This window comes from Rhodococcus sp. P4_B6 (assembly GCF_056402215.1).
The window spans coordinates 1-23,637 of the sequence record NZ_JBFUHV010000141.1; the positions used below are offsets into that span (position 1 = coordinate 1).

Annotated in this window: 19 protein-coding genes; 13 read left to right on the forward strand and 6 right to left on the reverse strand. The window is 68.2% G+C overall.

Going from position 1 to position 23,637, the window contains the following annotated elements; all coding sequences use genetic code 11:
* Positions 1-84 precede the first annotated feature (84 nt).
* Together AC1DWT_RS38695 and AC1DWT_RS38700 are read right to left on the reverse strand one after the other, a co-directional pair.
* On the reverse strand, positions 85-480 hold the full coding sequence (locus tag AC1DWT_RS38695) for a VOC family protein (RefSeq protein WP_072948330.1): 396 nt from the start codon (positions 478-480) through the stop codon (positions 85-87).
* A 4-nt stretch (positions 481-484) separates the two neighbouring features.
* The gene (locus AC1DWT_RS38700; protein WP_072948329.1) at positions 485-1,339 is read right to left on the reverse strand and encodes an AraC family transcriptional regulator; all 855 of its coding nucleotides are present in this window, start codon (positions 1,337-1,339) and stop codon (positions 485-487) included.
* 99 nt (positions 1,340-1,438) lie between these two features.
* Here AC1DWT_RS38700 and AC1DWT_RS38705 point away from each other — a divergent pair, with 99 nt between their 5' ends.
* On the forward strand, positions 1,439-2,125 hold the full coding sequence (locus AC1DWT_RS38705) for a hypothetical protein (RefSeq protein ID WP_072948328.1): 687 nt from the start codon (positions 1,439-1,441) through the stop codon (positions 2,123-2,125).
* A 1-nt stretch (position 2,126) separates the two neighbouring features.
* On the opposite strand, the gene gad is transcribed toward AC1DWT_RS38705, so the two are convergent.
* Positions 2,127-3,512, reverse strand: a complete 1,386-nt coding sequence (gene gad / locus AC1DWT_RS38710) for a glutamate decarboxylase (RefSeq protein ID WP_072948326.1) — start codon at positions 3,510-3,512, stop codon at positions 2,127-2,129.
* A 125-nt stretch (positions 3,513-3,637) separates the two neighbouring features.
* On the opposite strand from gad, the gene AC1DWT_RS38715 reads away from it, so the two are divergent.
* The 5 genes from AC1DWT_RS38715 (at position 3,638) to AC1DWT_RS38735 (ending at position 13,883) form a co-directional block, all read left to right on the forward strand.
* Complete coding sequence (locus AC1DWT_RS38715) at positions 3,638-4,786, forward strand: ABC transporter ATP-binding protein (protein ID WP_095861082.1); 1,149 nt, start codon at positions 3,638-3,640, stop codon at positions 4,784-4,786.
* Complete coding sequence (locus AC1DWT_RS38720) at positions 4,783-5,562, forward strand: ABC transporter permease (protein WP_072948324.1); 780 nt, start codon at positions 4,783-4,785, stop codon at positions 5,560-5,562. The genes AC1DWT_RS38715 and AC1DWT_RS38720 overlap by 4 nt, the downstream gene beginning before the upstream one ends.
* Before the next feature lie 50 nt (positions 5,563-5,612).
* Positions 5,613-9,491, forward strand: a complete 3,879-nt coding sequence (locus AC1DWT_RS38725; protein WP_477924678.1) for an ABC transporter ATP-binding protein — start codon at positions 5,613-5,615, stop codon at positions 9,489-9,491.
* 111 nt (positions 9,492-9,602) lie between these two features.
* Positions 9,603-13,382 carry a multifunctional oxoglutarate decarboxylase/oxoglutarate dehydrogenase thiamine pyrophosphate-binding subunit/dihydrolipoyllysine-residue succinyltransferase subunit gene (locus tag AC1DWT_RS38730; protein WP_072948322.1) on the forward strand — a complete coding sequence of 1,260 codons (3,780 nt, stop codon included), beginning with the start codon at positions 9,603-9,605 and terminating at the stop codon, positions 13,380-13,382.
* 39 nt (positions 13,383-13,421) lie between these two features.
* Positions 13,422-13,883 carry a hypothetical protein gene (locus AC1DWT_RS38735; RefSeq protein WP_241031534.1) on the forward strand — a complete coding sequence of 154 codons (462 nt, stop codon included), beginning with the start codon at positions 13,422-13,424 and terminating at the stop codon, positions 13,881-13,883.
* A gap of 125 nt (positions 13,884-14,008) precedes the next feature.
* Here the strand turns inward: AC1DWT_RS38735 and AC1DWT_RS38740 are convergent, their stop codons facing one another.
* Positions 14,009-14,647 (reverse strand): TetR/AcrR family transcriptional regulator, encoded by a 639-nt coding sequence (locus AC1DWT_RS38740; protein ID WP_206015140.1) that lies wholly within the window; start codon positions 14,645-14,647, stop codon positions 14,009-14,011.
* A 70-nt stretch (positions 14,648-14,717) separates the two neighbouring features.
* On the opposite strand from AC1DWT_RS38740, the gene AC1DWT_RS38745 reads away from it, so the two are divergent.
* From AC1DWT_RS38745 to AC1DWT_RS38755, 3 genes are read left to right on the forward strand one after another with little or no spacing between them, the layout of a single operon-like run.
* Positions 14,718-16,319: a flavin-containing monooxygenase gene (locus tag AC1DWT_RS38745; protein WP_095860983.1), complete on the forward strand. Its 1,602-nt coding sequence runs from the start codon at positions 14,718-14,720 to the stop codon at positions 16,317-16,319.
* The gene (locus tag AC1DWT_RS38750) at positions 16,316-17,146 is read left to right on the forward strand and encodes an SDR family NAD(P)-dependent oxidoreductase (protein ID WP_072948315.1); all 831 of its coding nucleotides are present in this window, start codon (positions 16,316-16,318) and stop codon (positions 17,144-17,146) included. The genes AC1DWT_RS38745 and AC1DWT_RS38750 overlap by 4 nt, the downstream gene beginning before the upstream one ends.
* Positions 17,147-17,153: 7 nt before the next feature.
* Positions 17,154-18,074, forward strand: coding sequence for an alpha/beta hydrolase (locus tag AC1DWT_RS38755; protein WP_477924682.1), 921 nt, complete (start codon positions 17,154-17,156; stop codon positions 18,072-18,074).
* On the opposite strand, the gene AC1DWT_RS38760 is transcribed toward AC1DWT_RS38755, so the two are convergent.
* Complete coding sequence (locus AC1DWT_RS38760) at positions 18,033-18,971, reverse strand: ABC transporter substrate-binding protein (protein ID WP_206015138.1); 939 nt, start codon at positions 18,969-18,971, stop codon at positions 18,033-18,035. The genes AC1DWT_RS38755 and AC1DWT_RS38760 overlap by 42 nt on opposite strands.
* Positions 18,972-19,115: 144 nt before the next feature.
* Here AC1DWT_RS38760 and AC1DWT_RS38765 point away from each other — a divergent pair, with 144 nt between their 5' ends.
* From AC1DWT_RS38765 to AC1DWT_RS38780, 4 genes are read left to right on the forward strand one after another with little or no spacing between them, the layout of a single operon-like run.
* Complete coding sequence (locus AC1DWT_RS38765) at positions 19,116-20,090, forward strand: ABC transporter substrate-binding protein (RefSeq protein WP_206015137.1); 975 nt, start codon at positions 19,116-19,118, stop codon at positions 20,088-20,090.
* A gap of 10 nt (positions 20,091-20,100) precedes the next feature.
* Positions 20,101-21,258, forward strand: coding sequence for an ABC transporter ATP-binding protein (locus tag AC1DWT_RS38770; protein ID WP_206015136.1), 1,158 nt, complete (start codon positions 20,101-20,103; stop codon positions 21,256-21,258).
* Between the two features lie 4 nt (positions 21,259-21,262).
* The gene (locus tag AC1DWT_RS38775) at positions 21,263-21,961 is read left to right on the forward strand and encodes an ABC transporter permease (RefSeq protein ID WP_072948304.1); all 699 of its coding nucleotides are present in this window, start codon (positions 21,263-21,265) and stop codon (positions 21,959-21,961) included.
* Entirely contained in the window at positions 21,958-22,662 is a 705-nt protein-coding gene (locus tag AC1DWT_RS38780) for an ABC transporter permease (protein ID WP_072948302.1), read from the forward strand. The genes AC1DWT_RS38775 and AC1DWT_RS38780 overlap by 4 nt, the downstream gene beginning before the upstream one ends.
* Positions 22,663-22,743: 81 nt before the next feature.
* Here the strand turns inward: AC1DWT_RS38780 and AC1DWT_RS38785 are convergent.
* Positions 22,744-23,637: NAD(P)-dependent malic enzyme (locus AC1DWT_RS38785; protein ID WP_477924686.1), on the reverse strand; the 894-nt coding region annotated here is incomplete at its 5' end.

The window sequence follows — 23,637 nt, forward strand, 5'->3', positions numbered from 1 at the left end:
GGCCGTTCGGGGACGGCACCCCGCCGCCTCCGCCGAAGCCCGGCGAGGAGGTCCCGGCCGGGCACGGCGTGTGATCGGGCGGATCTAGGCGCCGGCGTAGGTGCCGAAACTCCAGAACACGCCCTCGGGGTCGCGGCAGGTGAATCCGCGCGAGCCGTAGTCCTCGTCCTTCAGTCCGGCGACGATCGTGGCGCCGGCGGCCACGGCGCGCGCGTGGAGTGCGTCGGGGTCGTCGACGACGAGGTACACCGACCCCGTCCCCGGCGGCAGGTCGCTGATGACCGAGTCGTCGCGGGGTGAGCCGAGCATGATGCCGCCGCCCTTCGGCCAGCCGAGTTCGGCGTGATCGACCCGGTCGCCCTCGCCGTACACCGCCTTCTCGGCGAACCCGAAGGCCTCGACGAGGAAGCGGATCGCGCCCCGCGCGTCGCGGTAGACGAGCGTGGGCCACACACATGTGGTTTGCGTCGAAGTAGTCATGACATCACCGTGCACCGTCGTCGGGGTCGGGGTCTTGGACGAATGAGAAGGGGTCGATCTCCCGCCACCGCGACGGCGGGACTCCCGCGAGATCGCGCCAGTCCCGCGCCATGTGGGCCTGGTCGTAGTAGCCGCACACCGCTGACACGTCGGCGAGTGTCGCCCCGGCGGCCCCCTTGAGCATCCGGTGCGCACGATCGAAGCGGGACAACCGCACCACGTCCTTGGGCGTCACGCCGTACTCCGCTACGAACCTGTTCACCAGATGCCTTCTGCTCCAGCCGACCTCGTGCGCGACGTCGCCGACCCGGACACCGCCGCCGGCGACGAGCAGGTGCCAGGCGCGGGTGAGATGCGGGTCGATCTCCGCAGGCGCGGCGCGGCGCGTGAGGATCTCGTCGAGGATCGCGAACCGCCCGTCCCAGCCGGGTTCGAGGGACAGCCGTTCCGTCAACTCCCCCGCATCGGAACCGAGCAGGTCCTCGAGGCCGACGACCCACGCACCCAGGGCGGCGGTGGGCACGCCCAGCAGCGCCCGGGCGCCGAGCGGGCTGAGTGCCAGCTGGACGCCGTGCTGGTTGCCGTCGTGCCGGATCGTCACCGGTGCCGTCGCGATGCCGCTGGCCAGCGTGTCGTATCGACCGGGCGCCTGCTCGGGCGCCGCCTGGGCTGCGATGTCGAGGGGCTCGTCGATCGTCACGATCACCGTCAGGCAGGGCGAGGGCAGACCGAGATGGATGCCGGGCTCGAACCCGGCGAGCCGGTAGCCGTCGTACCCCGTGACCAGGGCGCGCAGGGGTGCGGCCGGGCGCCGGAAGGCCCCGGACGACACCGCGGTATCGCTGTCGGCGACGCTCACGACACCAGCCTAGGCAACGGCGCCGACAGCGGCCACGGCGTTCGCTCACCTACAGTCGGTGCCAGCACACTCGAAGCACTAGGCGAGACGGGAGCCCCGATGGCTGGCAATGGTGGACCGGTGGAGAAGGTACTGGTCTCGGTCCTCGACAACGGAAGCCGGCTCCAGGCGCCCGCGGTGGCCAAGTACGTCGAATGGGTCCGGCGCTCGCACCCCGGTGAGTCGCCCGCGCAGATCGTCGAGCGCATGGAGAAGATGTTCCTGCTGGCGGTGACGGGCAGCGGCAGCGCCGTCGGCGCCACCGCCGCCATTCCCGGGGTCGGCACTGTCGCCTCCATCGCGGCGGTGGGCGCCGAATCGGCGTTCTTCCTGGAAGCGGCGGCGCTGCTCACCCTCGCCGTCGCGTCGGTGCACGGCATCTCCGCCGCCGACCATCAGCAGCGGCGCGCACTGGTCCTCTCGGTGGCCCTCGGCGAATCGGGCATGGAGATCGTCCAGAAGGCGACCGGTGTGACGGCGAAGAACTGGGCCAGCGCCATCACCAGCCGCATCCCCGGCCCCACGATGAAGGGCATGAACAGCACGCTGGTGCGCAAGTTCATCACCAAGTACGCCGCCCGCCGCAGCGCGCTGATCCTCGGCAAACTCGTGCCCGCCGGCATCGGCGCCGCCATCGGCGGCGCCGGCAACCGGGCCATCGGCAAGGGCGTCATCAAGAACTCGCGGGAGGCATTCGGTCCCGCGCCTGCCCGCTGGCCGGACGAGCTCCGCGCGATCGAAGCGTGACCTAGTGGGCGAAGTGCTGTTCCGTCGAACGCCCGCCGCCCTTCTCGCAGAGTTCGGCGCACACTTCCTCGATCGCCTCGGCGACGAGGGTCCCCAGGTCGGCGCTGAAGCCCTCGCGGACGACGATGCGCAGAACCGCCACGTCCTCCGCGTCGGCGGGCATCGTGTAGGCGGGCACCTGCCAGCCCCGCGCCCGCATCTCGTGTGACACGTCGAAGACCGTGAACCCGGGGTCGCCGACCAGTTCGAACGACAGCACCGGTATGTCGGTCCCGTCCGTGATGAGGGTGAAGTATTCGAGCTCGGCGATGCGCTTGCCGACCCGGACCGCGGTGTCGCGCAGCGTCTCCATGATCGACCGGTAGCCTTTCCGGCCGAGCCGCAGGAAGTTGTAGTACTGGCCCACCACCTGATTACCGGGCCGCGAGAAGTTGAGGGTGAACGTCGGCATGTCGCCGCCCAGGTAGTTGACCCGGAACACCAGCCCCTCGGGAAGGTACTCACGCTCACGCCACACCACGAACCCGATCCCCGGATACGTCAACCCGTACTTGTGACCACTCACGTTGATCGAGGCGACGCGCGGAACCCGGAAGTCCCACAACAACTCCGGTTGCAGGAACGGGACGACGAAGCCACCGCTCGCCGCGTCCACGTGGATCGGGACGTCCGGGCCGCCGGACGCGGCGAGCGCGTCGAGCGCTGCCGCGATCTCGGCCACCGGCTCGAGTTCCCCGGTATAGGTGGTGCCCACGATCACGATCGCACCGATGGTGTTTTCGTCGACCGCGTCCCGCACCTGCTCGGGCGTGATGACGTAGCGGCCCTTCTCCATCGGCAGGTACTTGGGCTCGACGTCGAAGTACCGGCAGAACTTCTCCCACACCACCTGGACGTTGCTGCCGAGCACCAGATTCGGCCGGGCAGTGTCCTTCCCGGCCGCTTCCTGCTTCGCCCGCCACCGCCACTTGAGCGCAAGCCCACCGAGCATGACCGCCTCGCTGGAACCGATCGTCGAGACGCCGGTGGCGCTGGCCGGGTCGGTGGTCGACAGGTCGGGGGCGTGGAACAGATCGGCCACCATCGACACGCAGCGGGCCTCGATCGCCGCCGTCGCGGGGTACTCGTCCTTGTCGATCATGTTCTTGTCGAACGTCTCGGCCATCAATTTGTCGGCCTCGGGATCCATCCACGTGGTGACGAACGTGGCCAGGTTCAACCGGGAACTGCCGTCGAGCATCAACTCGTCGTGGATGAACCGGTACGTGGCCTCGGGATCGGTTTCGTCGTCCGGCATCCGCAACGCCGGAAACGGGTCGACCGAGAGGCGCCCGGTGTACGCGGGAGAGATGACGTCGCGTTGGTGATGATGGTGGTGCTTGCTCATGTGCGTCCCCAATCGATTGGTGTCAGCAAGCGCCGTCGCGACGCCTGTACGCAGTTGGTGAATCTCGGCACGGCAGCCCAGTAGGGTCGGAACAGTTCCATTCGATTGTGGCAGGGGAGGACGGGTTGACCACAGTAATCCCGGGAAGTTTCGCGGCGCCGATCGAGGTGCGGGGGCTGTCGAAACGCTTCAAGAACGTCGACGCGGTCACGGACCTCGGCTTCACCGTGCCGCAGGGATCGATCACCGGATTCCTCGGGCCCAACGGCTCGGGCAAGACCACGACGCTGCGGATGATCCTCGGTCTCGTGAAGCCGACGTCCGGCACCTCCACGGTCGCCGGCGTCCCGATCCGCTCCCTCGTCGACCCCGCGCGCACGGTCGGCGCCGTCCTCGACTCGCAGAGCCTGCACCCCAACCGGACGGCACTCGACCACCTGAAGGTGTACGCGTCCGCGATCCGCGTTCCGGACGCACGCGCACGCCAGGTGCTCGCACTCGTCGGGCTCGAGGACGTCGCCGGTCGCAAGGCGGGCGGTTTCTCCCTCGGCATGCGTCAGCGGCTGTCGCTGGCGACGGCGCTGCTCGGTGATCCGCGGATCCTGATCCTCGACGAACCGGCCAACGGGCTCGACCCCGAGGGCATCGCCTGGCTGCGCGAATTCCTGAAGGGCTTCGCCGCATCCGGCCGCACCGTGCTGATTTCGAGCCACATCCTCCGCGAGGTGGAGCAGACCGTCGACAATCTGGTGATCGTCAGCCGCGGCTCCCTCGTCTACCAGGGACGCATGGAGGAGTTGCGCAAGTCGCAGCAGAGCCGGTTGCTGGTCGCGTCGTCGAGCCCGGCCGCGCTGGCGACCGCCCTGGCCGCGAAGGGCATCGTCGACGCCCGCTCGCTCGCCGATGGGCGCCTCGCCGTCGTCGGTGCGTCCCTCGAACTCGTCGAGTCCGTCGCCGCGGGAGCCGGGGTGACGATCTTCGGGGCCGTCGGCGATCACATCGACCTCGAGCAGCTCTTCCTGTCGATGACCGCGGGCCAGTACGTCGCCGGGGCGAGCCCCGCCGCGCCCTCGGGGTACGGCCCGCCGCAGACGTACGCTCCCCAGCCCGGGTACGCGCCGCCCGGCTACCCCGCACAACCGGGTTACGCCCCGCAACCCGGCTACGGGCCGCCGCCCGGCTACCCCGCGCAACCGGGATACGCCCCGCCACCGGGCTACGGCCCACCACCCGCACACCTCCAGCAGGGTCCGATGTCCGGAGGTCCGCGATGACAACACTGCTCACCGCGGAATTCCGCAAGGTCACCACATTGCGTTTCTGGTGGATGCTCGGTCTGGCACCGCTGATCGTCGGAATGTTCTCGAGCGCGATCACCCTTCCGGTGATGCGCGCCTTCACCGACGCGTTCGAGGCCGATCCGAACGAGGCCAACCTCGCCGCCACCCTGTTCGGGCTGGCCGTCGCCGTCGCCCTCGTCGTCCTGTTCGCCGCACTGTTCGGGGCGGTCAACGTGGGCACGGAATTCCGGTACAAGACGCTCACCACCACGTTCCTCACCGCCCGCGGCCGGGACGGGGTGATCGGCGCCAAGCTCGCCGTCACCGCGGCGTTCGGCTTCTTCTACTGCCTCGTGGTGGAGGTGGTCAGCGTCGCCCTGCTGCTGACGTTCGGCGGTGACACCTTCGAACTGCGCGGATCCCTGTTCGCGATGCTCGGGGCGGCCCTGATCTGCGCGACACTCTGGGCGCTCATCGGCGGCGGCGTGTCGATGCTCACCGGCTCGTCCGTCGGAAGCTGCATCGCCCTCGTCGTCTGGTACACCCTCGGCGAGATGATCCTCCGCTCGATCCTCAGCGGAATCGGCATCGGCTCCGTCGGCGGCATCCTCCCCGTGTCCGCCACCCTCGGGACGGTCGCCAACGCGGCCGCAGGCAACGAGATCGACTGGCTGACGCTCTGGCCTGCCGCACCCCTCGCCCTGCTCGGGTGGACGGCGGTCTTCGTCGCAGGCGGTTGGGCGCTCACCCGGCAGCGCGACATCACCTGACGCCGCGCCGGATACCGGCCCTGTCGGCACCCGGCGCTAACGTGGACCCAGTGGTAGGTGAGAGTGCGTCCGGTTCGGTGATCGAACGGGAACAGACGCTGGAGCGGGATCAGGCACGGCCGGGCTGGATTCGACGGCTGAGCGGTGAGTGCTGGGCGCACCGTCGCGTCGCACTCGGCGCCCTGACCGTGACGGTGATCGCCGCCGGCATCGATATCTCGTTTCCCCTCCTCACCAAGTACGCGGTCGACGCAGCGGGCTCCGGTAGCGCCACCCAGGTGATCGGCACCGCCGCACTGCTCATCGCACTGCTCGCGTGCGTGCGGTTCGGCTGCCAGTACGGCCGCCGGATGCTCGCGGGCAAGCTGTCCCTGGACGTCCAGCACGACCTGCGGCTGGGCCTGCTCGGCGCGCTGCAACGGCTCGACGGGCGGGGGCAGGATCAGATCCGCACCGGCCAGGTGGTGTCCCGGTCCATCACCGACCTCCAGCTGGTGCAGGGCCTGCTCGCAATGGTCCCGCTGTCGGCGGGAGCGCTGCTCCAATTCGTCCTCGCCCTCGCGATCATGGCGTGGCTCTCGCCGTTGCTGACCGTCGTCGCGCTGGTGATCGTTCCCGCGGTCTGCCTCGTCGTGTACACGATGCGACCGAAGCTGTTCGCGGCCACCTGGTCGGCGCAGCAGCGGGCGGCCGACCTCGCGCAGCACGTCGAGGAAACCGTCACCGGTGTCCGCGTGGTCAAGGGCTTCGGCCAGGAACGCCGGGCCGTCGACCAACTCGAGGACCACAGCCGGGCGCTGTACGCCGAACGCCTGCGGGCCGCCCGGATCAACGCGCGCTTCGCCCCGACCATGGCGGCACTGCCCCAACTCGGCCTCGTCGGCGTCATCGCGATCGGCGGCTACCTCGCACTGCACGGGACCATCACGATCGGCACGTTCCTCGCCTTCGCCACCTACGTCGCCACGATGACCGGCGTCACCCGCACCCTGTCGTCGGTCGTGATCATGGCCCAGCTGTCCAGGGCCGCCGTCGAGCGCGTGTACGAGGTGATCGACGCCGAACCGGAGGTCGCGGACCCACCGCACCCCACCGCGCTGCCCGGCGGACCGCTCGGTGTGGATCTGCGCTCGGTGACGTTCGGGTTCGAATCGGAGCGCCACGTCCATCGCGGGCTCGACCTGCGGATCGCACCCGGCGAGACGGTCGCGGTGGTCGGCATGGCCGGCTCCGGCAAGACCGCACTGTCGCTGCTGCTCCCCCGCTTCTACGCGCCGTCCTCGGGTTCGGTGTCCCTCACGTCCGGCGGCGAATCGTTCGACGTGTCCACCCTGAGCGCCGAGCAGTTGCGTGAGGCGGTCGGACTCGTGTTCGACGAACCCTTCCTCTTCTCCGACACCATCGCGGCCAACATCGCGCTCGGCAGGCCCGACGCCAGCGCCGAGGAGATCCGCGCCGCCGCCGCCATGGCCGCCGCCGACGAATTCGTCTCCGCGTTGCCGGAGGGCTACGACACCGTCGTCGGCGAACGCGGACTCACGTTGTCGGGCGGACAGCGGCAGCGGATCGCGCTGGCACGCGCACTCCTCACCGACCCGCGGGTGCTGATCCTCGACGACGCCACGTCCGCTGTCGACGCCACCACCGAGGCGTCGATCTTCGAGGCACTGCGCGCCAACCACGGCCGGACGGCACTGATACTGGCGCATCGCCGCTCCACGCTGTCGCTCGCGGACCGCGTCGCCGTTCTCGACGGCGGACGGATCGTCGATTCCGGCACGGTCTCCGAACTCGACGAACGGTGTCCGCTCTTCCGCGCACTGTTCGCCTCCGCCGAGAACGCGGGCCCCATCGACGTCAGCGTCCCCGCACCGAGCGACCCCATGCCGTATCGGCGCGTGCCGTCCGAGTCCGAGTTGTGGCCGGAGGACGCCGAGGAATGGGACGGACCCGTCGCGGCCGCCTCGTCCGGCCGCACCCCGGCCCCCGGCGCGGGCCCCGGCGGCCGTGCCGGCGGCGGACCGATGGCGGGAGCGCTGGGCAGCGTGGCCGCCACCCCCGAACTCCGGGACGCCGTGAATGCGCTGCCGCCGGCCGTCGAGAGCCCGGGCATCGAGACGCGGAACCTGCGCCTCCCCGAACCCGACTTCCGGCTGTCGCGGATCCTGCGGCCCGTCCGCGGCCTGCTCGTGGCCGTCGTCGTCTGCCTCGCGCTCGACGCGCTGGCGGGGATCGCGTTCCCGTCCATCGTCCGGTACGCGATCGACCACGGTGTCGTCCCGCAGGACGCCGCGACGCTCTGGACTGCCGCGGGGGTGGGCGTCGCGCTCGTCGTCGCCGGCTGGCTCGTCGTCGCCCTGATGACGGTGCTCACCGCGCGAGCGGGAGAACGGGTGCTGTTCGGGTTGCGGGTGCGCAGCTACGCCCATCTGCAGCGGCTCGGGCTCGACTACTACGAGCGCGAACTGTCCGGCCGCATCATGACGCGGATGACCACCGACGTCGACGCGCTGTCCTCGTTCATCCAGACGGGGATGTCCACCGCTGTGGTGAGCGTGCTGACCGTCCTCGGCATCTCGGTCGCCCTCGTCGTCACGAACGTCACGCTCGCGCTGGTGGCCCTCGCCGTCATCCCGCCGCTCCTCGTCGCGACGCTGATCTTCCGCCGGATCTCCTCGGTGGCGTACACGGTCTCGCGGGAGCGGATCTCCCTCGTCAACGCCGACTTCCAGGAGAACGTCGCCGGGCTCCGCGCCGCCCAGGCATACCGCCGCGAGGAGTTCGCCGCCCGCCGGTTCGCCGAGCGGGCCGACAGCTACCGTCGCAGCCGGATGCGGTCGCAGCGGGCGATCTCGCTGTACTTCCCGTTCATCGCGTACCTGTCGGACCTCGCCCTGGCCGCCGTGGTGTTCGTCGGTGCACACCAGGTCGCGGGCGGTCACACGTCCACAGGGACCCTCGTCGCCTTCGTGCTGTACCTCGGGCTGCTGTTCGGGCCCATCCAGCAGCTGTCGCAGGTGTTCGACGGGTATCAGCAGGCCAGTGTGGGCCTGCTCCGGATCGGAGACCTGCTCCGCACACCCAGCTCCATCGAGCGGGCGACCTCCCGTGACGATCTCCAGCCGATCCACGGGCATCTGCGCGGCGAGCTGTGCCTGCGCGACGTCGGGTTCCGCTATCAGGGCGCGGACAGCGACGCCCTCACCGACATCGAACTGCACATCCCCGCCGGCACCACCGTCGCACTCGTCGGCCGGACCGGTGCGGGCAAGTCGACCATCGTGAAGCTGCTCGCCCGCTTCTACGACCCGACGTCCGGGGCGGTGCTCGTCGACGACGTGGATCTCCGCCGGTACCCACTCGGCGAGTACCGCGGACGGCTCGGCGTCGTCCCCCAGGAAGCCCACCTCTTCACCGGGACCGTCGCCACCAACATCGCGTACGGCCGCCCGGATGCGAGCCGGGAAGAGATCGAGAACGCGGCCCGCGCGGTCGGAGCACTGGGCACGATCGCCGAATTGCGGGGTGGGATGCATCACCCCATCGGCGAGCGCGGGCAGGGTTTGTCGGCGGGCCAGCGCCAGCTGATCGCGCTCGCCCGAGCCGAGCTGGTCGACCCCGATCTGCTGCTGCTCGACGAGGCGACCGCGACGCTCGATCCGGCCACCGAGCAGGTAGTTCTCGAGGCGAGCAGCCATGTGACACGCACCCGCACGTCGGTGGTGGTGGCCCACCGGCTGGCCACCGCGGCCCGGGCAGATGTGATCCTCGTCATCGACAAGGGCCGGGTGGTGGAAACGGGATCGCACGCCACCCTGCGCTATGCCGGTGGCCACTATTCGGGACTGTGGGATGCGGCGGAGACCGGGGCGGGGAATAATCGCGGGGCGAGAACCGTCATCGATGGTGACCCCATCGGTTGGCCGTGAGACAGCTCACACGTGCAGGCCTGGCGATCTACACGTCACACGCGAGGGCTAGTCTCATGTATATAGGCGCTCTGATCGGGTACCGAAATAGAAACGAGGCGAACACCTGCCGTGAGCAGCAGCTCTACATCCCAGTTCGGACAGAACCAGTGGCTGGTTGACGAAATGTACCAGCGTTTCCAGGACGATCCGTCGTCCGTGGACGCGAGTTGGCACGAATTCCTGACGGATTATTCTCCCGACGCAGCCGCCGCCAAGGCAGGCGCAGCCAACGGACGCGGCACGAACGGCACCACCACCGCCGCACCTGCTGCCGCTCCCTCCGCCAAGGCTTCGACTCCCCCTGTTTCCGAGTCCGCGACCGCACCCCAGCCTCAGACCAAGCCGGCCAACGGTGCCGCAGCCAAGACTGCACCCAACGGTGCAGCTCCGAAGGCTGCCGCCCCGAAGACCGAGGCCCCCAAGAAGGCCGCACCCGCAAAGGACGCCCCGGCGAAGGACGCGAAGGCGTCCGCCCCCGCGCCTGCCGCCGACGAGTCGAAGGTTCTCCGCGGCGCAGCTGCTGCCGTCGCGAAGAACATGTCGGCATCGCTGGCCATTCCGACCGCCACCAGTGTTCGCGCCATCCCTGCGAAGCTGATGTTCGACAACCGGATCGTCATCAACAACCACCTCGCCCGTACCCGCGGCGGCAAGATCTCGTTCACGCACCTGCTGGGTTACGCGATCGTGCAGGCGGTCAAGGCGTTCCCGAACATGAACCGGCACTTCGCCGAGATCGACGGCAAGCCCAACGCGGTCACCCCCGCACACACCAACCTCGGCCTGGCCATCGACCTGCCGGGCAAGGACGGCAACAGATCCCTCGTCGTCGCCGCGATCAAGAACACCGACACCCACAACTTCACGCAGTTCTACAGCGCGTACGAGGACATCGTCCGGCGCGCGCGTGACGGCAAGCTCACCGCCGAGGACTTCTCGGGTGTCACGATCTCGCTCACCAACCCCGGCGGCATCGGCACCGTGCACTCCGTGCCGCGCCTGATGAACGGCCAGGGCGCCATCATCGGTGCCGGCGCCATGGAGTACCCGGCGGAGTTCCAGGGTTCGAGCGACGAGAAGATCGCCGAGATGGGCGTCGGCAAGCTCATGACGCTGACCTCGACGTACGACCACCGCATCATCCAGGGCGCGGAGTCCGGCGACTTCCTTCGGACCATCCACAAGCTGCTGATCAGCGACGAGTTCTACGACGAGATCTTCCACTCGCTGCACATTCCGTACGAGCCGGTCCGCTGGCGCCAGGACGTCTCCGAAGGCGCGGTCGACAAGAACACCCGCGTCCTCGAACTGATCGCGGCGTACCGCAACCGCGGCCACCTGATGGCCGACACGGACCCGTTGCAGTTCGTCAAGGACAAGTTCAAGAGCCACCCCGACCTGGACGTCACGACGCACGACCTGACGCTGTGGGACCTCGACCGCGAGTTCAAGGTCGGCGGATTCCACGCCCAGGAGAAGATGAAGCTGCGCGACGTGCTCAGCGTGCTGCGCGACGCGTACTGCCGCCACGTCGGTGTCGAGTACACGCACATCCTGGAGCCGGAGCAGCAGCAGTGGCTGCAGGACCGGGTCGAGGCGCACCACGTCAAGCCCACGGTCGCTCAGCAGAAGTACATCCTGAGCAAGCTCAACGCCGCCGAGGCGTTCGAGACGTTCCTGCAGACCAAGTACGTCGGCCAGAAGCGCTTCTCGCTCGAGGGCGCCGAGTCCGTCATCCCGATGATGGACGCCGTCATCGACCAGGCCGCCGAGCACCAGCTCGACGAGGTCGTCATCGGCATGCCGCACCGCGGTCGCCTCAACGTTCTCGCGAACATCGTCGGCAAGCCGTACTCGAAGATCTTCACGGAGTTCGAGGGCAACATGAACCCGGCGGCCGCTCACGGCTCCGGCGACGTGAAGTACCACCTCGGTGCCGAGGGCACGTACATCCAGATGTTCGGTGACAACGACATCACCGTGTCGCTGACGGCCAACCCGTCGCACCTCGAGGCTGTCGACCCGGTCCTCGAGGGCCTGGTCCGCGCGAAGCAGGACATCCTCGACAAGGGTGAGGACGGCTTCACCGTCCTGCCGCTGATGCTGCACGGCGACGCCGCGTTCGCCGGTCAGGGTGTCGTGGCCGAGACGTTGAACCTGGCGCTGCTGCGCGGGTACCGCACCGGCGGCACCGTGCACATCGTGGTCAACAACCAGGTCGGTTTCACCACTGCCCCGGAGCACTCCCGTTCGTCGGAATACTGCACCGACGTCGCGAAGATGATCGGCGCGCCGATCTTCCACGTGAACGGCGACGACCCCGAGGCGTGTGTCTGGGTCGCCCAGCTCGCTGTCGACTTCCGGGAGAAGTTCCAGAAGGACGTCGTCATCGACATGATCTGCTACCGCCGTCGCGGTCACAACGAGGGCGACGACCCCTCGATGACGCAGCCGGCGATGTACGACGTGATCGACACCAAGCGCAGCGTCCGCAAGAGCTACACCGAATCCCTGATCGGCCGTGGCGACATCTCGCTGAAGGAAGCCGAAGACGCCCTGCGCGACTACCAGGGTCAGCTGGAGCGGGTGTTCAACGAGGTTCGCGAACTCGAGAAGTACACGCCGGAGCCCAGTGAGTCGGTCGAGCTCGACCAGGTGCTGCCCACGAAGCTGAAGACGTCGGTCGACGAGTCGGTGCTCGAGCGGATCGGCGACGCGTTCGTCAACCTGCCCGAGGGCTTCACCGTCCACCCGCGCGTCAAGCCGGTCATCGAGAAGCGCCGCGAAATGTCGCGCGAGGGGAAGATCGACTGGGCCTTCGCCGAGCTGCTCGCGTTCGGTTCGCTGGTCGACCAGGGCAAGATGGTTCGCCTGTCCGGCCAGGATTCCAAGCGCGGCACGTTCACGCAGCGTCACTCGGTCCTCATCGACCGCAAGACGGGCGCCGAGTACATCCCGCTGCAGAACCTGGGCAGCGAGAACCCCGGCAAGTTCCTGGTCTACGACTCCGCGCTCAGCGAGTTCGCGGCCGTCGGCTTCGAGTACGGCTACTCCGTGGGCAACCCGGACGCGCTCGTGCTGTGGGAGGCGCAGTTCGGTGACTTCGTCAACGGTGCACAGCCGATCATCGACGAGTTCATCTCGTCCGGTGAGGCCAAGTGGGGCCAGCTGTCCGACGTCGTGCTGCTGCTGCCGCACGGTCACGAGGGTCAGGGTCCCGACCACACGTCCGGTCGTATCGAGCGCTTCCTGCAGTTGTGCGCCGAGGGTTCGATGACCGTGGCCGTGCCGTCCACCCCGGCCAGCTACTTCCACCTGCTGCGTCGCCACTCGCTCGACGGAATCCGCCGCCCGCTGGTCGTCTTCACACCGAAGTCGATGCTGCGCAACAAGGCCGCGGTCTCCGACGTCGAGGACTTCACCACCGGCAAGTTCCGCTCGGTGTTCGAGGAGCCCACGTACGAGACGGGCAACGCCGAACGCGACAAGGTTCGCCGGGTCCTCCTCGTCAGCGGCAAGCTGTACTGGGAGCTGCTGGCGAAGAAGCAGAAGGATAACCGCGAGGACATCGCGATCGTCCGCATCGAGCAGCTGTACCCGGTTCCGAGCCGTCGTCTCCGCGAGACGCTGGACCGCTACCCGAACGCCACCGAATTCCGGTGGGTTCAGGAGGAGCCGGCGAACCAGGGTGCGTGGCCGTTCTTCGGTCTGGCTCTGCCCGAGTTGCTGCCCGACAAGCTGTCCGGAATCAAGCGCATCTCGCGTCGTTCGATGTCGGCACCGTCCTCGGGTTCGAGCAAGGTGCACGCTGTGGAACAGCAGGAGATCATCGATGAAGCCTTCGGCTGAGGGGCGTGAAACGGCTGAAGCGTTCAGCTGAGCGTCTGATTGACTGATCTGCCATTGAGCCGGGTCGAGTTCACTCCACGGAGTGGACTCGACCCGGCTTCGTGGTACCTGGACCTCGGTCGCCACCTCACACGTATCGGCGCCCGGCCGCGGCCGTACGGCGGGTGTTTCCTGCGGGCCGAGTCGATGCATGCGCTGTTCGGGGCGGCCGACGAGTCACGTCCCCGCGAAGGCGATCAATCGTTCAACACGCTCTCGCACGGCCAGTCGTTCCTGCGGTACGTCGCCGACCCTCCGATCGGCGTGGGGTTGTGGATCCTGGACGAGCCCGAGCCCGAGCCCGAGGCCGCGCTGTCGTTTCAGTCGTGCGTGGCGTTGCTCGGCGTCCTCGCGGATCTGGCCGAGGAGGGTTCGCAAGTGATCATGGCGACGCACTCTCCCCTGCTCGCCGCGGCGCCGGGCGCGGAGATCTGGGAACTCTCCTTCCTGCGGCATCTGTAGCCCGGTCACGCCGGGGCCCGGCCGCATGCACCACTTCTCTGCACACGCGCAACTTTTCGCGCCCGAAAACGGGAGCGGCTACCCACAACGAGTGCGTCCGCTTCGGCGTCGGGGTAGTAGGGGTGTCAGGTCGTCGTGGCCGACACGAGCGCGGCGGCGATCTCGGGCGCGGCGGCAATGGCCAGCGCGGGAAGGGCCTGAACGTTGAGTTCGATCAGTTCTTCGCGGGTCAGGTGCGGGTCGCGCAACCAGGAAATCGTGACTTCCTCGACATAGGCGATCCAGCCCCGGACGGCGAGTTCGACCGCCCGGGTGGGCTCGATGCCGATCGCGGGCAGTTGTTCGAGGGTCCGCTCGGACATCACGGCGCGGGTCTGCTCGAAGACGGCCCGCATGTCCGGGTCGCCGCTCGCCGTTCCCCGCAGGAGCGAGACGTACGTGCCACGGTTCTCGGTGACGTAATCGACGTACGACGCGAGCACCGAGCGCAGGATCTGCATCGGATCGCGCGCCTCCACGACGTACGGGTCGGGGGCGGTGCGGGCGAGCATCTCGCTGCTGGTGTGCCGCACGATCTCGAGGTGGAAGTCGTGCTTCGACGCGAAGTAGTGGAACAGCAGGCCGCGGGAGACACCGGCCTGATCTGCGATGTCCTCGACGGAGATCTGCTCGAGCGGGCGCTCCGCCAGCATCTTGGCGCCGAGGTCGATCAGTTGGGCGCGCCGTTGTTCGGGGCTGAGACGGGTCCGCTTCACAACGTCCATGGGACAAGACTACTGAATGAAGGTCAATAGGCTATTGACTGCCCCTCAATAGCGCCCTATGGTTTCTTACATGAGTCTCCCCGTCACAGATACTTACGCCCCCACCGCAGGTGTCCGCCACGTCGACACACTGATCATCGGCAGCGGGTTCGCCGGCCTCGGCGCGGCGATCAAGCTGACCCAGGCAGGCAAGACCGACTTCCTCGTGCTCGAACGCGGCAACGAGGTCGGTGGTACGTGGCGAGACAACACGTACCCGGGTGCGGCGTGCGATGTTCCCTCACATCTGTACTCCTACTCGTTCGCGCTGAACCCGGAGTGGACCCGGTCGTTCTCGACGCAGCCCGAGATCCAGAAGTACATCCAGTCGGTGGCGGACAAGTACAAGGTGCGCGACAAGCACCTCTTCGGCTGTGACGTGCAGTCCGCCCACTGGAACGAGTCGACCACTCGCTGGGAGGTCAGCACCACCAAGGGGAACTTCGTCGCGAAGGTGGTCGTCTCCGCGGTCGGCGCACTGTGCGAGCCGTCCCTCCCCGACATCAAGGGCATCGAAGGCTTCGAGGGCGAGATCTTCCACTCCGCCCGCTGGAACCACGACGCCGACCTGACGGGCAAGCGCGTCGCCGTCATCGGCACCGGCGCCTCGGCCATCCAGATCGTGCCCGCCATCGGCAAGAAGGTGTCGCACCTCGACGTGTACCAGCGCACGGCGCCGTGGATCCTCCCCCGGGCGGATCGCGAGTACACGACGCTCGAGCACACCGCGTTCAAATACCTCCCCGGCTTCCAGAAGCTGTGCCGCACCGGCATCTACTGGATGCGCGAGAGCCAGGTCGTCGGACTCGCGAAGGCCCCCGTCTTCATGAAGCCGCTGCAGCTCGCGGCCGAGCGCCACCTGCGCCGTCAGATCAAGGACAAGGCTCTGCGCAAGAAGGTGACGCCGAACTTCCAGATCGGCTGCAAGCGCATGCTCATCTCGAACAACTACTACCCCACCCTCGCGCAGGACAACGTCGACCTGGTGACCGACGGCATCGCCGAGGTCACGGCGAACTCGGTGATCTCGAAGGACGGCACCGTCCGCGAGGTCGACGCCATCGTCGTCGCCACCGGTTTCCACGTCACCGACTCCCCCACGTTCGAGGGCATCTTCGGCAAGGACGGCCGCTCGCTCGCCGCGGTCTTCGACGAGGGCGGGCAGCAGGGTTACAAGGGCGCCGCGATCGCGAACTTCCCCAACATGTTCTTCCTGGTCGGCCCGAACACGGGCCTGGGCCACACCTCGATGGTCTTCATGATCGAGTCGCAGCTCAACTACCTCGTCGACGCCCTGCAGACGATCGACAAGTACGGTATCGGCAAGATCGAGGTCCGTCAGGACGCCCAGGACCGGTACAACGCCGACCTCCAGGAGAAGCTGTCACACAGCGTCTGGAACAACGGCGGGTGCGCGAGCTGGTACCTCGACAAGCACGGCAACAACACCACCCTGTGGCCGGGCTTCACGTTCCAGTTCCGGAACGAGACCAGGCGCTTCGATCTCACCGCGTACGACAGCGTGGCCACCGCCGATCTGCCTGCGCCCGTGCACGTAAACGGAAAGACCCCCGGATCCGCCGCCATCCCGGCGCAGATCGACCTCGACGACGACAAGGTGACAGCACAGTGAGCGAGTTCGCAGGCAAGGTAGTCGTGATCACCGGGGCCGGCTCCGGCATCGGCAGGGCGCTCGCCCTCGATCTGGCGCGCCGGGGCGCCCGGCTGGCGATCTCGGACATGGACACGGTCGGACTCGCCGAGACCGCACGCCAGGCGGAGGCGCTGGGCGCCGAGGTCAAGTCCGATCACCTTGACGTCACCCAGCGCGAGGCGGTGCTCGCGTACGCCGACGAGGTGCGGGCCCACTTCGGCAAGATCAACCAGGTGTACAACAACGCCGGCATCGCCTACCACGGTGAGTTCGAGAAGTCCGAGTTCAAGGACATCGAGAAGATCATGGACGTGGACTTCTGGGGAGTCGTCAACGGCACCAAGGCGTTCCTGCCGCATCTCATCGCGTCGGGCGACGGTCACGTCGTGAACGTCTCGAGCCTGTTCGGACTGCTGTCCATGCCCGGCCAGAGCGCGTACAACTCGGCGAAGTTCGCCGTGCGCGGTTTCACCGAGTCGCTGCGCCAGGAGATGCTGATCGCCAAGCATCCCGTGAAGGTGACGTGTGTGCATCCCGGCGGCATCAAGACGGCCATCGCCCGCAACGCCACCGCGGGACCGGGCGAGGATCTCGACACGTTCGCAAAGTTCTTCGACCAGAAGCTGGCACGCACCACTCCGGAAGCGGCGGCGGAGACCATCGTGACCGGCGTCCGTAAGGGCAAGGCGCGCGTGCTGATCGGCGCCGACGCCAAGTTCCTCGACGCCTGGGTGCGGCTCGTCGGACCGAGCTACCAGCGGGTGGTTGCCCTCGTCGCCGGACGCGTCCTCCCCAAGTCGAACTGAGGTACCGATGAGCTTCCACCTGCCGCTGCCGGTCGTCGCGACGGCCCTCCGGCCGTTCTACCGCCTCAGCCTCAACGCACGGCTTCCGTACTCGGTGCAGCGGACCCTTCTCGACGTGGGTGCTCCACTGCAGCAGGTGCCCGCCGGTGCCGTCGTCCGCCCGACCGTCCTGGCCGGGAGGCCCGCGGAGCGGATCACGGTGGGAGCCACCGAACGCCGGACCGCTGTCCTCTACCTGCACGGCGGTGCGTACACGATCGGTTCGCTCGCCACCCACCGATCGCTGGCCGCCCACATCGCCCGAAAATCCGGTTGCGTCGTCTACACCCTCGACTACCGGCTGGCTCCGGAACATCCGTTTCCGGCCGGGCTCGAGGACGCCGTCGCCGCGTACATGGAGCTGAACACCGAACACGGTTACAAGACAGAGCAACTCGCCATCGCGGGCGATTCGGCGGGTGGTGGCCTGACCGTCGCCACCGCACGACGCCTGATCGATCGGCACGGCGTGACTCCCGCGGCGTTGGCGTTGATCTCCCCGTGGGTCGATCCCGGCAGGCGCGACACGTCCCGGGACCGTGATCTCGTCGTCAACACCGCGTGGTCGTTCGACGCCGCCGAGAAGTACCTGGGCAACGGAGACGCGCGGGATCCGGGTTACGCACCGTTGCAGGGAAATCTGGCGGGACTGCCGCCGACGTTGATACACGTCGGGGTGGACGAGGTGCTTTACCCGCAGATAATGGAGTTCGTCGACAAGCTGAACGAGTCGAAGGTGGACGTCACGCTCACCGAGTACGCCCGGCTGTGGCACGTCGCCCATCTGCAGGCGTCCCTGGTCCGCGAGGCCGCGGACGCGGTCGCGGAACTCGGGGCGTTCCTGGGTTCACAGATGGGAGTCCAGCCACACCCGCGCCACGTCGGCTGAATCGGCACCACCGCGGACCTGGCCGATCATGTCGGCCAGGTCCGCGGTCGTCAGTTCACCCGCCACGACGTTCAGCGCCTTCAGCTGGGCTTCGCTCAGGGTCCCGATCCGGAACAGCGGCACCACGTTCTGCGCGGTGAACACGTGTTCGTCGTCGGACAGCAGCACCAGATCCGTGTCCGCGACGTCGGGCGACGACGTGGTCACACCGGCCACCACGGCTCCGCCCGCCGGTGCGGGGACGGCGAGTTCACCGAGCGCGGCGGCGTCGTCGGCCACCCTCGTCGTCTGCGCGAACGTGCACCCGGTGAGGCCGGCGAGAGCATCGGCCTCGAACGCCGGGGCGAGGACGGCGGTGCTCTTTCCGCACGAGGGAACGAGGTCGTCCAGCGTGGTGAGACCGAGCTGTTCGGATATCTGCGGAGTCACCGCCAGCGCCGACCTGTCCTCGGCGGCGGCGAAGTCGGAGATCGAAAGCCCCTGCGGCAGAGCCTTACTCAACGCCTCGAACACGTCGTCCTGTTCGGTTTCCGTCGACTCGGGGTCGTAATAGCGCAGCAGCCGGCCCGTGAACTCCGGCACCAGCGTGACGCTTCCGGCATCGAGTTGCCCGAGATAGGCGGTCCGGTCACCGAGGCCGTCGTCGGTGGTGACCGGCGCGCCCGTCGAACGCAGGGCACCCGCATAGATTTCGGCGAGGATGCGGCTCTCCGCACCGTCGCCCGCACCCACCACGATCTGGCCCTGCCCCTGTCCCGCGGCACCGTCGAGGGTTCTGTCGCCACCGGCGCACCCGGACGCTGCCCCCGCGACCAGTAGCAGCGCGGACGCGGCGATCAGTGCCCGGGACCACGCCGCCGGGCGCCCGGCCGATTCGTCTGTGCGTGTGTGTGCCACGTCGCGCCTTTCGTTTACCTCGAGCCGGCCGAAAACCGTGCTCTGTCCGCCCCTATCGTTACACTGGCCAACCGATGGCGCGGACACGCGTCCACCGGCTTTCCGTCGGCAGGTCCGGCGCCGGTGACAACGGGAAGGACGCTCATGCGCACCTCACGAATTCTGTCGGGCTTCACCCGCCGCTCCGTGGGCAGTATCGCTCTCGCGACGGTCGCCGTCGTGTCGCTCGCGGCGTGCGGTGGCGGCGGATCCGACCCCCTGTCCGGCGGCGGCGAAGGCTCCGGTGACGACCCGAACGCGATCATCGTGGGATCGGCGAACTTCCCCGAATCGGAGACGGTGGCGAACATCTACACCGAGGTGCTCCGCGCCAACGGGTTCGACGTGACGACGAAGTTCAACATCGGCTCCCGTGAGGCCTACATTCCCGCACTGAAGGACGGGTCGATCGACGTCATCCCCGATTACACGGGCAACCTCCTGCAGTATCTCGACCCGGATTCCACCGCCACGAGCGCCGCCGACGTCGACGCGGCGCTGCCTGCCGCGCTGGGGCCGGAACTGACGATCACCACCCCGGCCCCCGCGGAGGACAAGGACGCCGTCGTCGTCACGAAGGAGACGGCGCAGCGCTGGAACCTCACCTCCATCGCGGATCTGGCGGCACACTCGAACGAGGTGAAGTTCGGCGCACCGGCCGAATTCCAGGAACGTCCCGGTGGCCTGCCCGGCCTGAAGGCCAAGTACGGCCTCGACATCACGCCCGACAACTTCGTCCCGATCGCCGACGGCGGCGGTCCGGCCACGGTGGACGCTCTCGCGTCGGGACAGATCACGGCCGCCGACATCTTCACCACGTCTCCGGCGATCGCAGAGAACGGTTTCGTGGTGCTCGCGGACCCACTGAACAACTTCGCGGCGCAGAACGTCGTCCCGGTGTTGCGCACCACCAAGTCCTCCGACAAGCTGACCCGCGCCCTCGACGCTCTGTCCGCGAAGCTGACCACCGAAGAGCTTGTCGCGCTCAACAATTCCGTCTCGGGTGATGCGAAGACCGAGCCGGCGGCGGCCGCGAAGCAGTGGGTGACGGACCAGGGGCTCGACAAGCCGGTCTCGTGAGGAGGCTGCCGTGATCACATTCTCGGGAGTCACCAAGCAGTACCCGGACGGCACGACGGCGGTCGACGGCCTCGACCTGCAGATCGAGGCCGAATCGTTCACGGTCTTCGTGGGGCCGTCCGGCTGCGGCAAGACCACGTCGATGCGGATGATCAACCGGATGATCACCCCAACCACTGGGACCATCACGGTCGACGGCCGCGACATAGCCCGGACCGACGCGGTGAAGCTTCGCCTCGGCATCGGCTACGTGATCCAGAGCGCGGGACTGTTGCCGCACCGCACGGTGGTCGACAACGTCGCGACCGTGCCGGTGCTGCGCGGCGACTCGAGGCGCAACGCCCGCAAGGCCGCGTTGGCGGTGCTCGAACGCGTCGGACTCGACCCGGCGCTGGCCTCCCGCTATCCCGGCCAGCTCTCCGGCGGCCAGCAACAACGCGTCGGGGTCGCCCGGGCGCTGGCCGCCGATCCGCCGATCCTGCTGATGGACGAACCGTTCAGCGCCGTCGATCCCGTTGTCCGCGAAGATCTGCAGGCCGAGATGCAGCGGCTGCAGGCCGACATGCGCAAGACGATCGTGTTCGTCACCCACGACATCGACGAGGCCGTCAAACTCGGTGATCGGGTGGCGGTCTTCGGGCCGGGCGGCCGGTTGCAGCAGTACGATGCACCCGACACGGTGCTGTCGGCGCCCGCCACCGATTTCGTCGCCTCGTTCGTGGGTCGTGACCGCGGGTACCGGGGGCTGTCGTTCCGGACGGCAGATCAGGTTCCGCTGCACACCCTGCGGACGGCGACCGAGAACGAATTGCCCGGGCTGCGCCTCGAACAGAGTGAATGGGTCCTCGTCGTCACCGACGCGGGCGTGCCGCGGGGGTGGATCGACGTCACCGGCGTCGAGGGGGCGCGGGCCGGTCGGCCCGTCTCCGAATGCACTGCGGCGGGCGGATCGCTCTTCACCCCCGGTGCCGACCTGCGGCAGGCACTGGACGCGGCGATCTCTTCGCCGTCGGGCATCGGGGTGGCCGTCGACGCGGACGGTGCGGTCTCGGGCGGCATCCTCGGCTCCGAAGTGATCGCGAAGCTGGCCGAGCAGCGGGCGGCGGAGGACCACGCGCGGGGTGAGCACTATTTCACCGCCCAGCAGGCGACCCCGGACGGGCCGTGATCGCGTGCGCTGGCTCATCGACAACTTCTCGGTCGTCGTCGACCTGACGAAGACCCATCTCTATCTCGCACTGGTTCCGCTGCTGATCGGGTTGCTCATCGCGGTTCCGGTGGGCACGGCGATCCGGGGTGCTTCCTGGCTGCGAAAGATCACGCTGATCGTGGCGGGCATCGCGTTCACGATCCCGTCGCTGGCACTGTTCGTGACGATCCCCTCCGTCTTCGGACTGCAGATCCTGGACCCGCTCAATGTGGTGATCGCGCTGACGATCTACTCCACGGCACTGCTCATCCGCGCCGTTCCCGAGGCTCTCGACTCCGTTCCCGCGGACGTCGTCGACTCCGCCACCGCGATGGGTTTCACGCGCCTCCGCCGGGCGCTGACCGTCGAATTGCCGCTCGCACTGCCCGTTCTCATTGCGAACGTCCGAGTGGTGGCGGTGACCAACATCTCGCTGGTGTCGGTGGGTTCGCTGATCGGGATCGGCGGCCTCGGCACCCTGTTCACGCAGGGCTACCAGCGGGACTACCCCGATCAGATCCTGGCGGGGATCATCTCGATCGTCGTGCTGGCCCTCGCGTTCGACCTGCTGCTGTTCCTCGTCGGCCGGGCACTGACACCGTGGACCCGGCAGCAGAGGGTCCGGCGCGCACCGCTGGTCGCGGGACAGTCGACGGCCCCCGCGCCGGAGGAGGCTTCGTGAACATCTTCGGCGGCGCGTGGGAGTACATCGTCGACCCGGGTAACTGGTCGGGCAGCACCGGAATCGGCGCCCGCATCCTCGAACACCTCTGGTACAGCTTTCTGGCGGTCACACTGTCCGCGGTGGTGGCGGTGCCGATCGGTCTGATCATCGGACATCTGCGCAAGGGTGACGTGGTCGTGGTCGGTCTCGTCAACGCACTTCGGTCGCTGCCGACGCTGGGCCTGCTGACGTTCCTGGTGCTCCTGCTCGGGCTGGGTCTGATCCCACCGATCCTGGCCCTGGTGATCCTCGGGATCCCGCCGGTCCTCGCGGGCACGTATGCGGGTGTCGCGAATGTCGACCGGACGGTCGTGGACGCCGCCCGCGCGATGGGGATGACCGAATGGCAGGTCCTCACGAGGGTCGAGGCCCCGAATGCGCTGCCGCTCATGCTCGGCGGGCTGCGCAACGCCACCCTGCAGATCATCGCGACCGCAACGGTGGCCGCGTACGTCAACCTCGGCGGCCTGGGCCGCTACATCTTCGACGGACTGGCCCTGCGCCAGTACGACCGGGTGCTCGTCGGCGCGCTGCTGGTGACGATTCTGGCTCTCGTCGTGGACGGGTTGCTCGCGCTGGCGGTGTGGGCGTCCGTTCCGGGAACCGGCCGCCTGCGACGGAATCCGAGCGCCGAACAGATCGCCGAGCGCGCGTCGTAACGAGTTCTCCCACAACGGCAAACACCCCGACACCGGAACCGTGGGTGCGGGTTCCGGATCGGGGTGCTCGACGGATTCTCGCTAGCCGGTGACGCCTTCTGCGCGAGCAGCGGCGGCGACTGCCTCCGCGACAGCGGGGGCGACGCGAGGATCGAGCGGGCTGGGAACGATCTTGTCTACAGCCAGCTCGTCACCGACGACCGAGAGGATTGCCTCGGCGGCGGCGAGTTTCATGCCTTCGGTGATGCGGCGGGCGCCGGCGTCGAGCGCGCCCTTGAACACACCGGGGAAGGCGAGCACATTGTTGATCTGGTTCGGGAAATCACTGCGACCGGTCGCGACGATCGCCGCGTGCTTGCGGGCGACGTCGGGGTGGATCTCCGGGTCCGGGTTCGACAGCGCGAACACGATGGAGTTCTCCGCCATGGTCGCGATCAGCTCCTCCGGGACGGTGCCCGCGGAGACACCGAGGAACACGTCCGCGCCGTCGAGGGCTTCGACGACGCCGCCGCGGCGGGCGGCCGGGTTGGTGCGGGCGGCCAGGTCGACCTTGATCTCGTTGAGGTCGGTGCGGTCGGCCGAGACGATGCCCTTCGAGTCCAGCACCGTCACGTCCGCGATGCCGGCGGCGAGCAGGATGTTCGCGCAGGCGACGCCGGCGGCGCCGGCACCGGAGATGACGACCCGCAACCCGCGGATGTCCCGGTCCTGGACCTTGACCGCGCCCTTCAGCGCGGCGAGGACGACGATGGCGGTGCCGTGCTGGTCGTCGTGCATGACCGGGCAGTCCAGSGCCTCGATGACGCGCTGTTCGATCTCGAAGCAGCGSGGCGCGGAGATGTCCTCGAGGTTGACGGCACCGAAGCTCGGGCGCAGCCGGATCAGGGTCTCGACGATCTCGTCSGGGTCCTKGGTGTCGAGGACCAGCGGGATCGAGTTCAGGCCCGCGAAGTTCTTGAACAGGGCCGACTTGCC

What these genes read in the sequence shown, in the direction of transcription:
- AC1DWT_RS38695 (WP_072948330.1), bottom strand. Translation starts at nt 480, where the DNA reads ATGACTACTTCGACGCAAACCACATGTGTGTGGCCCACGCTCGTCTAC.
- AC1DWT_RS38705 (WP_072948328.1), top strand. Translation starts at nt 1,439, where the DNA reads ATGGCTGGCAATGGTGGACCGGTGGAGAAGGTACTGGTCTCGGTCCTC.
- gad (WP_072948326.1), bottom strand. Translation starts at nt 3,512, where the DNA reads ATGAGCAAGCACCACCATCATCACCAACGCGACGTCATCTCTCCCGCG.
- AC1DWT_RS38720 (WP_072948324.1), top strand. Translation starts at nt 4,783, where the DNA reads ATGACAACACTGCTCACCGCGGAATTCCGCAAGGTCACCACATTGCGT.
- AC1DWT_RS38740 (WP_206015140.1), bottom strand. Translation starts at nt 14,647, where the DNA reads ATGGACGTTGTGAAGCGGACCCGTCTCAGCCCCGAACAACGGCGCGCC.
- AC1DWT_RS38745 (WP_095860983.1), top strand. Translation starts at nt 14,718, where the DNA reads ATGAGTCTCCCCGTCACAGATACTTACGCCCCCACCGCAGGTGTCCGC.
- AC1DWT_RS38755 (WP_477924682.1), top strand. Translation starts at nt 17,154, where the DNA reads ATGAGCTTCCACCTGCCGCTGCCGGTCGTCGCGACGGCCCTCCGGCCG.
- AC1DWT_RS38765 (WP_206015137.1), top strand. Translation starts at nt 19,116, where the DNA reads ATGCGCACCTCACGAATTCTGTCGGGCTTCACCCGCCGCTCCGTGGGC.